Raw genomic sequence first — 10,405 nt, 5'->3', positions numbered from 1 at the left:
GTTCGCTCCGGTAAGAACCGGAGCGAACACTCACGAGGCTGCTCTGGGCTCCTCGATGAGCTGCGGCAGTTTTCCGCCGTCGTCCGGTCGGCTGGCATGCGGGCGAACAGCTTGGTCCCGGAAGCGTTCTGGAAAGTCGCACGCAGTTCCTCGCTGCCACCGGTCGGTCCACTGCGGACATCGCGGCGCGACGCAGGACGTCAATGCTCGGGGTGCTGGGAGGGCGACCGCTCGGCTTGGTCGTCGGCCGCGAGAGCGGTTTCGCCGAGGTGGGTGGCGGCCCAGGTGGCGAGGAGGGTCATGGCATCGGCGGACGCGGTCCCGGGTTCGGGGCTGTAGATGGTGAGGACCAGGCCGGGGTCGGCGGGCAGCGGCATCGTTTCGTAGGTGACCGTGATGTCGCCGACGACGGGGTGGTGGAAGGTCTTGGTGCCGGTGTAGTGCAGGCGCACGTTGTGCTTGGCCCAGCGCACCCGGAATTCCTCGCTGCGGGTGGACAGTTCGCCGACGAGGTCGGAGATGCCCCGGTCGTAGGGGTCGCGGCCGGCGTCGGTGCGCAGCAGGTTGACCGCGCTGTCGGCCATCCATTCCCAGTCGGGGTAGAAGTCTCGCGCCCGGGGGTCGAGGAAGCAGAACCGGACGAAGTTGACCGGCTGGCCGGGGTCGGGGTGCAGCGGGTCGGGGTAGAGCGGGGAGTAGAAGGCGTAGGCCAGCTGGTTGCCGCAGACGAAGTCGTGGCGGGCGTTGCGCACGAACGCCGGCACCGTCATGGAGTCCACCAGGCGCTGCACCATCGGCCGGATGGTCTTCGTGCGGCGGGGCCGGGGCCGCTGCGGGCTGGTGGTGGCGCTGCGGTGCAGGTCGAACAGGTGGGAGCGCTCGGCCTCGTCGAGCTGCAGGGCGCGGGCGATCGCGTCGAGCACGGCTTCGGAGATGCCGTTGACCTTCCCGCGCTCGATCTGCGTGTAGTAGTCGACCGAAAGCCCGGCCAGGGTGGCGACCTCCTGGCGGCGCAGTCCGGGCACGCGGCGCTTGGCGGCGTCGTAGACCGGCAGCCCGACCCGGTCGGGGGTGATCCGGGCCCGTCGCGACGCCAGGAACTCGCCGATCTCCGCGTGGTGCTGCTTGCCCATGCCGCCGACGTTACGACGCCCGGCCCACCGCTGCCAGGTCCTGCGAGGGGGGTGCTGCCGGCACCCCCCTGAACGCCGCCTCCCACACCCGCGACGTGCGGCGTTTCCTGGGCATCGGTCCGCTACGGACCCGATGAAGAGCCACCTGGAGGGGCGGAGACGTTGAGCACATCGCTGCGAGGGGCCACGAGCAGCACGCGGACGCCGGGGCTGGTCTACGTGATCGCGGCGGGCATCTTCCTGATGGGCACCACCGAATTCATGATCGCGGGGCTGCTGCCCGAGGCGGCTGCCGACTTGGGCGTGGATGTCGCGCAGGCAGGCCTGTTGGTGTCCGCGTTCGCGGTCGGGATGATCGTCGGGCCGCCGGTGATGGCGTTGGCCACGCTGCGCCTGCCCCAGCGGGCGACGTTGGTGCTGTCGCTGGCGGTGTTCGCGGTGGGGCACGTCGTGGCGGCGTTGAGCGGCTCGTTCGCCGTGGTGACGGTCTCGCGGGTGGTCACCGCGCTGGCCACCGGGACGTTCTGGGCGGTCGGTGCCGTGGTGGCCACCACGGCCGCCGGTCCGGGGGCGAGTGCCCGCGCGCTGTCGGTGATGTCGGGCGGGCTGAGCCTGGCCGTGGTCGCCGGGGTGCCGTTGGGCACCTTCGTCGGGCAGTACACCGGTTGGTGGGGCCCGTTCTGGATGCTGGCAGGCCTGGCGCTGCTGGCCATCGTGGCGGTGCTGCGATTCATGCCGGCCGCCACCGGCACCCAGCGCGCGGAGGTCACGGTGCGCGGGGAGCTGGCCACGCTGCGGCCGTGGCGGTTGTGGGTCGTGCTGGGCGCGATCGGGCTCGCCCAGGCCGGGTTCCTCGGTGCCTACAGCTACATCAGCCCGCTGCTCACCGACGGCGCCGGCATCCCGGTCGAGTTCGTGCCCCTGGTGCTGGTCGGGTTCGGGATCGGCGCGCTGGTGGGCACGGCGGTGGGCGGTCGTCTCGGCGACCGCCGTCCGCTCGCGACCGTCGCCGGAGCGTTCGCGCTGACGTCGTTGTTGCTGGTGCTGATCGTGTTCAGCTCGACCCGGTCGACGGTCGTGGTCGCGCTGGTCGTCCTGCTCGGGGCGTCGGGGCTCGGGGCCAACCCGGTGCTGATCGCCCAGACGCTGCGCCACGCGGGCAGCGGTTCGACGCTGGCGTCCTCGCTGGCGACCGCGGCGTTCAACCTGGGCACCGCCGTCGGCGCCGCGGTGGCCGGGGCCACCCTGTCGACCTCGTGGGGTCTGGTCGGACCTGCCGCGCTGGGCGCTGCCGTGACCGGTGCGGCGCTGCTGCCAATCGGACTGCTCGCGGCTGCCACGACTCGACGCGCCCAGGGCGATGCGCCCGGAAGCCGCCGTGAAAGCGAAGACGAGACGCCTGTTCCCGCTCCGGTGAGCTGAACCCACGGGCCGCCAGTTCAGCCGTATCCGCAGAAGATATTTGCACGAGGAGAAAATCATGCTTGGTGCTGTGCTGCACGCCCCCGGTGATGTTCGGGTCGAAGAGCGGGAGGACCCGAAGATCCTCCAACCGACCGACGCGATCATCCGCCTGTCCGCGGCGTGCGTGTGCGGCTCGGACCTGTGGCCGTACCGGGGCATCGAGCAGCTCGACGGCCCGACGCCGACCGGCGATGCTGGAGCGGATGATGGACCTGGCCGCGGCCGAACTGGACGTGGACCCGGTTGCGTTGCGGCGCAAGAACTTCCTCGTGCCGGAGTCCTTCCCGTACAAGACGGTGGTCGGCGCCAACTACGACAGCGGAGCCGGGACAGTTCGTGATCGGCTCGTTCTTCGCCTCCGACAACACCTGCGAGGTGTGCCAGGCCGGTTATCAGAGCTCGTGTATCCACCGGGTGATCATGGGCTCCATCGGGACGCAGGCGCAGCTGCTGCGCGTTCCGCTCGCCGACGGCACGCTCGTCGCCACCCCGGAGCTGCCGCCGGCGGATCTGATCCCGAGCCTGCTCACCGCCTACGACGTGCTCGGCACCGGCTGGTTCGGCGCGGTGGCGGCCGAGGCCGGGCCGGGCAAGACGGTCGCGGTCGTCGGTGACGGGGCGGTGGGGCTGCTCGCGGTGCTGGCCGCGAAGCAGCTCGGCGCGGAGCGGATCATCGCGATGAGCCGTCACGAACCCCGCCAGAAGCTCGCCCGCGAGTTCGGTGCCACCGACATCGTCGAAGAACGCGGTGACGAGGGTGTGGTCAGGATCAAGGAGCTGACCGGCGGGCTGGGCGCGCACAGCGTGGTCGAGGCGGTCGGCACCCAGGAGTCGATGATGCAGGCCATCCGCTCCGCCCGGCCGGGAGGGCACGTCGGCTACGTCGGCGTCGCCCACGACGTCGCGTTGCCCGGTGACGAGTTGTTCTTCTCCCACGTACACCTGCACGGCGGTCCGGCCCCGGTGCGCCAGTACTTGCCGGAGCTGATCGACCTGATCTGGCGCCGGGAGATCGATCCCGGCAAGGTCTTCGACCTCACCCTCCCGCTGGAGCAGGCGGCGGAGGGCTACCGGGCGATGGACGAGCGCCGCGCCATCAAGACCCTCCTCACCTTCTGACACGGCTTCTCTTCCCCGGTGAGCGCTGAAAGAGGAATGCATGGTCACCGAACCTTGCGAACTTCCCGGCTCGCCTGGCGACTGGCGCGAAGGCGACGCCTGGTAGCGGCTCCAGTCCTCGTGAGTGTTCGTTCCGGTTCTTACCGGAGCGAACACTCACGAGGCTGCGGGGCCCGGTAGCCGGGCGGGGTCGGGGGCAAGCCCGGCTACCGGGAGGATCGGCGCGCTGGGGTCGGGGAGGGCGCGCCGATCCGGTCAGGGGTCAGACGGCTCTAGACGAGTCGCCTTCAGGTGGAGCGCGGAGGCGGTGGCGGGCGGTGTACTCGGCTTCGCGTTCGGCCTCGATGTCGTGGATGAGCTGCCAAACGCCGTAGGCGTCGTCGTCGGCATCGCCGTGCTGCGGATTCGACACCGGGATGAACAGCATCGCGAAGATGACGACGTTGAACGCGATGAGCGTGCCCAGCTGCAACCAGAACATGACGCCTCCCGGCCTGTCACCGTCCGATGTGGTCAGATCAGCGTTCTCGCTTGACGCACTGCTGCTTCCGCAAGTGCTGCGCTGCCGTGCCGGATCGGGCTGGATCAAGCGCCTTCAGGCGCGCCTCGGCGAGTCGCACGCAAACCGCGCAGCGCGGCCGGGTCGTGGTCGGATGCCCGACGGCGGCCCACATCACCTCGGCTCCGCATTCACCGGCCCCGCCGGGCCGAAGCACGAGATGCGTGTCCAACGCCCGCAATCCAGGCGAAGGCAACCACCGAGGCCAAACCTCCAACACCAACGAAACCACCTCCACGTTGCCCGTCCGCCCGATGAGCGTCTTGTTGTCAAATGATCCGACAACAGCGACAACTACTCAATGTGCTACCGTGATCGCAACGAGTGATGTTGGGTGGACGGCTTGGAGCGCGGTGCGCGTTGCACGGCGCCGACCACATGGAGTCGAGACATGGCCAGAACTCCGAAAGGGCGGGCGCTCGGAGGTGCGCTCCGGCAGGCTCGCGAGGATCGAGGTCTGAAGCTGCGGGACTTCGCATCAACGCTAGGGCGTGATCCGGGAGTCCTCTCGCGTTGGGAAACAGGCGAGCGAACTCCGAAACCCGAGCAAGTGGCCCAGATTCTTACGGCATTGGGCGTCGTTGGGGAGCGATACGAGGAGATCGTCAGCCTTGCCTACGGCACCGATGCTCCGCAGTGGGTGGCTACGCGGTTGCCGGACCAGAAGCAGCAACTCGCTGCGCTGGTCGATTACGAGCAGAACGCCACGGAGATCATCGAGGTCGCGCCGCTGCTGATCCCGGGGTTGTTGCAGACCAGCAGCTACGTGCGGGCGATCATGTCGGGTGGTGGCGTTCCGGCTGGCGAGATCGCGACGCGAGCGGCGATCAGGATCGGTCGGAAGGACGTCATCCTCCGTAATGAACCGGCTCGATTCCTTGCTCTGGTGGGAGAGGGAGCGCTACGGCAAGTAGTCGGCGACCGCGACACGATGGTCGAGCAGCTCCGGCACCTCGTCGACTTGAGCGAACGGTCGAACATCGACTTGCGGGTCGTGCCCTGCAGAAGCGGCTGGAACCCTTCTCTGGAGGGTGGCTTTCTGCTTATCAAGCAGGAGAAACTTGATCCCGTGGTGGCTTTGGAGAACAGGCGGTCCGGGTTGTTCCTGCACGAGTACGACGACGTAACCGTGTACGAGCAGGCCGTGGAGCAGATAGCCCGGGTCGCCTTGAGCTCGAAAGCCTCGATGATGCTGCTTCGCAAGGCGGTCAAGAGCGTGGAGGACCTCAATGACTGATCAGTATGTGTGGCGGAAGTCCAGTCGGAGCCAGAACCTGCAAACGTGCGTCGAGTTATCCAGCCCGCTCGGGCTGATCCGGGACTCGAAGGATCCGGACGGGCCGGTGCTGAGCGGTGACGTCTCTGCCTTCGTACAGGCTGTCAAGGTTGGCCGTTTCGACCGATGACTGTGGGAAGTTCGTCTTTGGAGGAAAGATGAGCATCTATAGCTGGCGGAAGTCCAGCTACTCCAATGCCAACGGCAACTGCGTCGAGTTATCCAGCCCGCCTGGTCTGATCCGGGATTCGAAGGATCCGGATGGGCCGCGTCTGGACGTCGATGTTGCCGTGTTCCTGCGGGCTGTCAAGGCTGGGCGTTTCGAGCGGTGAGTGGGTGGGTCTCGTGAGTGTTGAAACCGGTTCTTACCGGTCTCAGTACTCACGGCCCCGCTAGTGGTGTGTCGCTCCCCGGAGCCCACGTCCAGCGCGGCGAACAGGTCCGCCGTGTATCCCATCGGCGGTACTCTTGCGAGATGCGACCCCTTCGGTACTCCATCAACGTCACGTTGGACGGGTGCTGCGATCATCGTGCAATCCCCGCGGATGAAGACTTGCATCGTCACGCGGTCGGGAACCTCGACCAGGCCGATGCTCTTCTCTTTGGCCGGGTGACTTACGAAATGATGGAATCAGCGTGGCGGCCGCCGGCGCCGACGGGAGCGAGACCTGATTGGATGGAGCCCTTCGCCCGGACGATCAACGCGGCAAAGAAGTACGTCGTGTCGAGCACCCTGGAGCAGGTCGATTGGAACGCGGAGCTCGTGCGCGGGGATCTGGGCGAGGCCGTTCAGCAGCTCAAGCGGGAGTCGGGCAAGGGACTGTTCGTAGGAGGCGTGAAGCTCCCGCTGGCGTTGACGGAGCTGGGATTGATCGATGAGTACGAGTTCGTGGTGCATCCCAGGCTCGCGGGTCACGGGCCGACGTTGTTCGCGGGGCTATCGAAGCATGTCGACCTGAAGCTCGTGAGCCGGCTGGAGTTCGGCTCGGGGGCAGTGGCGATGCGGTACGAGCCGAGAAGGTAGCCATCGAGTGCCAAGTCCACTGAGGACGATTCCGGTGGACCCGAGGCCTCAGAGTGGCGAATAGGGCAAGAGCGACGCGGAAAACCGCGACCCGGCTGCTCAGCCGGCCCTGGACCGCGGTGATCCGTGCCGCGTCAGGCTTTCGTCTCGGGCGGTAGCAGGCGTTTCGATGCTTCGTGGGCGCCCAGTGCGAGTTCCGCCCGGTTGGGGCCGCTGCGCTTCTCCGCCGCCTCGGCGTTGCCGCCCGCCACCCACACCGGCCCGTGCGACAGCCGTTCGAGGCCTTCCCGGGCCACGTCGTCGGGTTCTGCGACGTTGAGGCCCGGGATGTCGAAGTTGAGTCCGGCGCGCTCCATCGCCGGTGTCCGGGTCACGCCGAGCACCAGCTCCAGGACGTCCACGCCGTGTTCCCGTAGTTCGAGCCACAGGCCCTCCGCGAACACCCGGGAGAACGCCTTCACCGCCGAGTAGACGCTGATCTGCGCCTGACCCAGGTAGCCCGCCATCGAGCCGACCAGGACCACCCCGCCGCGACCCCGCTCCTTCAGCAACGCTCCGAAGTGGTGGGTGAGCGCGAGCTGCGCGGTGATGTTCAGGTCGATCACGCCGCGCACGCGGTCGAGGTCGCCCGTGACGAACTCGTGGCCGTAGCTGTTGGCGCCCGCGTTGAAGATCAGCAGGCCGACGTCGAGGCCGTCGGTGAACTTCCTGATGGCCCGCAACGCGTCCGGGTCGAGCAGGTCGAGTTCCAGGGCGCGCACCTGGACGCCCTTGGCCCGCACCTCGTCGGCGGTGACCGCCAGCGGTCCGGGCTTTCGCGCGATCAGCACCAGGTTGATCCCGGCGTCGGCGAGCCGGTGGGCGAACGCGGCGCCCACGCCTTCGGATCCGCCGGCGATGACCGCCCATGGTCCGTACTTCGTGGTGTCGAGCACTCAGTCCTCCGCCTGGATCGCGATCTCACCGCGGGCCGCCGCTGCGCGCACGGAATCCCGCAATGCCTTGCAGCCGCTGAAGAACTGGCCGTTCGGCCCGGAACCCGGCCGTGCGGCGCGACGCTCCGCGCAGGCCCGGGCGGCGTCGTCGTGCCACTGGATGCTGGTCTGGTCCCAGCTGCTCTTGCGGACCTCGACGCGGCCGCCGCAGGTGCCGCACTGCACGGGCTGCATGGGCGAGTCGGCCAGCCGGCCGTCGGTGCGCACCGCCATCAGATCGCCTGCGCCTTGCGCGCCAGGTTCTCCTCGACCTCACGACGCCAAGCCTCGTTGGGCCTGGTGGTGTCGATCTCGAACTCGAACCGCTCCACCATCTCGGGCGTCACGTCCGCCGCGTCGACGTAGAACTGCTCGTACCAGCGGCGCAGCTGGTAGACCGGGCCGTCCTCCTCGCACAGCAGCGGGTTGTCGATGCGGGTCTTGTTCTTCCAGATCTGCACGTCCTGCTCGAAGCCGATCTTGATGAAATCGCCCATCTTGCGGGCCATCCCGTCCGCGTCCTCGCCCCGCAGCCGATCGGTTCGCTTGACGATGATCCCGTACTGCAGCACGAACGAGTTCGCGGTGACCGGGTAATGGCAGTTGATCAGCACCGACTCGACGTCGCCGTCGCTGTAGTGGTACGTCAGGTCGTCGATCATGAACGACGGGCCGTGGTAGGCGGCCACCGACGTGTTGCCGAGCATGCGGGGCGCGCCGCTGCCGGACTCCTGCGGGCGGGCGTCCTCCCGCCCGACGCCGTTCTGGATCTGGGTCGCGGTGTGGCCCTCGAAGATGTTCTTGAAGTACGTCGGGAACGAGTAGTGCACGTAGAAGAAGTGCGCCATGTCCACCACGTTGTCCACGATCTCGCGGCAGTGCGCGTTCTCGATGGTGACCGAGTACCACTGCCAGTCAGTCCACTCGTCGCTGGTCGCGCCTTCGATGCGCGGGACGGTCACGTCGGCGGGCGGCGCATTGCCCTCGGGGTCGTTCCACACGAAGAACAGGTCGTCCTGCTCCAGGGTCGGCCACGCCGCCGTGCGGGCGCGCAGCGGAACCCGGCGCGCGTAGGGGATGTTCTTGCACTTGCCGTCGCCGCCCCACCGCCAGTCGTGGAACGGGCAGGCGATCTCGTCGCCCTTGACCGCGCCCCGCGACAGGTCGCCGCCCAGGTGCCGGCAGTACGCGTCGAGCACGTTCAGCTCGCCGTGGGAATCGGCCCAGACCACGAGCTTCTGGCCGAACGCCTGCACCGTGTGCGGCTTGCCGTCCTTGAAGTCCTTGGCGAGCCCGAGGCAGTGCCAGCCCCGAGCGAACCGGGTGGGCGCCTCGTCCACCTCGATCTGCCGGACCTCCTCCGCAGCGGTCATGCTCGTATCCCTTCCCGTGAGCAGTACGTCACCGCGAAGGTAGGCGGCAGCGGCCGCCGGATCCGCCGGTGATCCCACTCACCGGTACCTCTCGGCGGCCGCAGCCATCGGCAGGCCGCACGATGAGAATCCCGACGCCGCAACGGGAGGACGAGGATGACCAACGAGGTGCTGGAGCGGATCCGGGACGTCCTGCCGGCGATCGCGGAGCGCGCCCATGCCGCGGAGGAGAGCCGGCGGCTGCCGGCGGAGACGGTGGCCGACCTGGTTTCGGCAGGCACATTCCGGATGCTGCAACCGAAGCGGTACGGCGGCCTGGAAAGCGACCCGGTGCGCTTCTACGAGGTGGTTCGCGAAGTGTCCACAGTGTGCGGTTCCAGCGGCTGGGTGCTTTCGGTCCTCGGAGTGCATCCCTGGCACGTCGGCCTGTTTCCCGGCGAGGCCCAGGACGAGGTTTGGGCCCGTGGCCCGGACACGCTGATCTGCTCGTCGTACGCGCCCGTCGGCCGCCTGACCGCGGTCGAGGGCGGATACCAGCTCAGCGGCCGGTGGAGCTTCGCGTCCGGATGCGACCACGCGAGCTGGGCGCTGCTCGGCGGGCTGGTCGTCGGCGACGAGGGCCGGCCGGTCGACTTCCTCAGCGTCCTCGTGCCGCGCGCGGACATCCAGGTGCTCGACGTGTGGGATCCGGTGGGGCTGCGCGGCACCGGCAGCAACGACATCGTCGTGGACAAGGCATTCGTGCCCGCGCACCGAATCGTCCGCAACTTCGACGTTTCGCAGCTGCGCGCCCCCGGCCGGGCGGTGAACCAGGGCCCGTTGTACGCGCTGCCGTTCGGTGCGGTGTTCACGACGGCGGTTGCCGCACCAGTCGTGGGTGTCGTGGCGGGCTGTTACGAAACCTACGTGTCGACCATGCGCGACCGGGTGCGGCTGAGCCTCGGCGGCGGCCGGTTCGTGGAGGACCAGGGCGCGCAGGTGGCCGTGGCGCGGGCGGCGTCCGAGATCGACGCGGCGGTCCTGCAGCTGGATCGCAACATGACCGAGCTCTACGACCACGCGGTTCGAGACGCGGAGATCCCGATGGAGCTGCGGCTGCGGGCCCGCCGGGACCAGGTGCGGGCCACCGAGCGCGCGTTGGCGGCGATCGACCTGCTGTTCCAGAGCGCGGGCGGCAACTCGCTGCGCCGGGGAAACCCCATCGAACGCGCCTGGCGCGACGCGCATGCCGGCAGCATGCACGTGGCCAACGACGCGCAGCGCGCCCTGGCGCTGTACGGCAAAGGAGCGTTCAGCCTCCCCGTCGAAGACACGCTGGTCTGATGGGGGAGGTCACAACGCTGTGTTGCCGCAGGTGGAGACCCGTGAGTGCTTTGGATCGCTATAGCGGCTGTTTGGGATGTTGTCGGGTGGGGTTGCAGTAGGGCGGCTTGTGCGTTCGGGGTGGTGGAGCGAACGGCCTGTTCGCCTCGTCTATCGGGAC

General features: G+C 68.4%; 12 protein-coding genes. 7 read left to right on the top strand and 5 right to left on the bottom strand.

Annotated elements, in window-relative coordinates; genetic code table 11:
• Nucleotides 1-200 precede the first annotated feature (200 nt).
• Nucleotides 201-1,133, bottom strand: a complete 933-nt coding sequence (locus AB0I53_RS48495) for a helix-turn-helix transcriptional regulator (RefSeq protein ID WP_358617721.1) — start codon at nucleotides 1,131-1,133, stop codon at nucleotides 201-203.
• A 162-nt stretch (nucleotides 1,134-1,295) separates the two neighbouring features.
• Between AB0I53_RS48495 and AB0I53_RS48490 the strand changes: the two genes are divergently transcribed.
• Nucleotides 1,296-2,555, top strand: coding sequence for an MFS transporter (locus AB0I53_RS48490; RefSeq protein WP_358617718.1), 1,260 nt, complete (start codon nucleotides 1,296-1,298; stop codon nucleotides 2,553-2,555).
• 378 nt (nucleotides 2,556-2,933) lie between these two features.
• Nucleotides 2,934-3,716, top strand: coding sequence for a zinc-binding dehydrogenase (locus tag AB0I53_RS48485; protein WP_358617715.1), 783 nt, complete (start codon nucleotides 2,934-2,936; stop codon nucleotides 3,714-3,716).
• 262 nt (nucleotides 3,717-3,978) lie between these two features.
• Here AB0I53_RS48485 and AB0I53_RS48480 read toward each other — a convergent pair whose 3' ends face one another.
• Nucleotides 3,979-4,197 carry a hypothetical protein gene (locus AB0I53_RS48480; RefSeq protein ID WP_358617713.1) on the bottom strand — a complete coding sequence of 73 codons (219 nt, stop codon included), beginning with the start codon at nucleotides 4,195-4,197 and terminating at the stop codon, nucleotides 3,979-3,981.
• A 469-nt stretch (nucleotides 4,198-4,666) separates the two neighbouring features.
• On the opposite strand from AB0I53_RS48480, the gene AB0I53_RS48475 reads away from it, so the two are divergent.
• The 4 genes from AB0I53_RS48475 to AB0I53_RS48460 all read left to right on the top strand — a co-directional run bounded on the left by AB0I53_RS48475 (nucleotide 4,667) and on the right by AB0I53_RS48460 (nucleotide 6,575).
• Nucleotides 4,667-5,512, top strand: a complete 846-nt coding sequence (locus AB0I53_RS48475) for a helix-turn-helix transcriptional regulator (protein ID WP_358617711.1) — start codon at nucleotides 4,667-4,669, stop codon at nucleotides 5,510-5,512.
• Entirely contained in the window at nucleotides 5,505-5,681 is a 177-nt protein-coding gene (locus tag AB0I53_RS48470) for a DUF397 domain-containing protein (RefSeq protein ID WP_358617709.1), read from the top strand. Before AB0I53_RS48475 ends, AB0I53_RS48470 begins: the two co-directional genes overlap by 8 nt.
• A 28-nt stretch (nucleotides 5,682-5,709) precedes the next feature.
• On the top strand, nucleotides 5,710-5,883 hold the full coding sequence (locus AB0I53_RS48465; protein ID WP_358617707.1) for a DUF397 domain-containing protein: 174 nt from the start codon (nucleotides 5,710-5,712) through the stop codon (nucleotides 5,881-5,883).
• Nucleotides 5,884-6,026: 143 nt separating this feature from the next.
• Entirely contained in the window at nucleotides 6,027-6,575 is a 549-nt protein-coding gene (locus AB0I53_RS48460; protein ID WP_358617705.1) for a dihydrofolate reductase family protein, read from the top strand.
• Between the two features lie 134 nt (nucleotides 6,576-6,709).
• On the opposite strand, the gene AB0I53_RS48455 is transcribed toward AB0I53_RS48460, so the two are convergent.
• The 3 genes from AB0I53_RS48455 to AB0I53_RS48445 are packed head-to-tail and all read right to left on the bottom strand — an operon-like array spanning nucleotide 6,710 to nucleotide 8,922.
• Nucleotides 6,710-7,510 carry an SDR family NAD(P)-dependent oxidoreductase gene (locus tag AB0I53_RS48455; protein ID WP_358617703.1) on the bottom strand — a complete coding sequence of 267 codons (801 nt, stop codon included), beginning with the start codon at nucleotides 7,508-7,510 and terminating at the stop codon, nucleotides 6,710-6,712.
• Nucleotides 7,511-7,783: a ferredoxin gene (locus AB0I53_RS48450; protein ID WP_358617700.1), complete on the bottom strand. Its 273-nt coding sequence runs from the start codon at nucleotides 7,781-7,783 to the stop codon at nucleotides 7,511-7,513.
• A complete protein-coding gene (locus tag AB0I53_RS48445; protein WP_358617697.1) occupies nucleotides 7,783-8,922 on the bottom strand; it encodes a Rieske 2Fe-2S domain-containing protein in 1,140 nt (379 codons plus the stop codon). Before AB0I53_RS48445 ends, AB0I53_RS48450 begins: the two co-directional genes overlap by 1 nt.
• 156 nt (nucleotides 8,923-9,078) lie before the next feature.
• Between AB0I53_RS48445 and hsaA the strand changes: the two genes are divergently transcribed.
• Entirely contained in the window at nucleotides 9,079-10,245 is a 1,167-nt protein-coding gene (gene hsaA / locus AB0I53_RS48440; RefSeq protein WP_358617694.1) for a 3-hydroxy-9,10-secoandrosta-1,3,5(10)-triene-9,17-dione monooxygenase oxygenase subunit, read from the top strand.
• Nucleotides 10,246-10,405 lie beyond the last annotated feature (160 nt).

The organism is Saccharopolyspora sp. NPDC050389, from assembly GCF_040655595.1.
Lineage (GTDB): Bacteria > Actinomycetota > Actinomycetes > Mycobacteriales > Pseudonocardiaceae > Saccharopolyspora.
The sequence above is the reverse complement of the archived record's forward strand: the minus strand, read 5'-3'. Positions and strand labels throughout refer to the sequence as shown.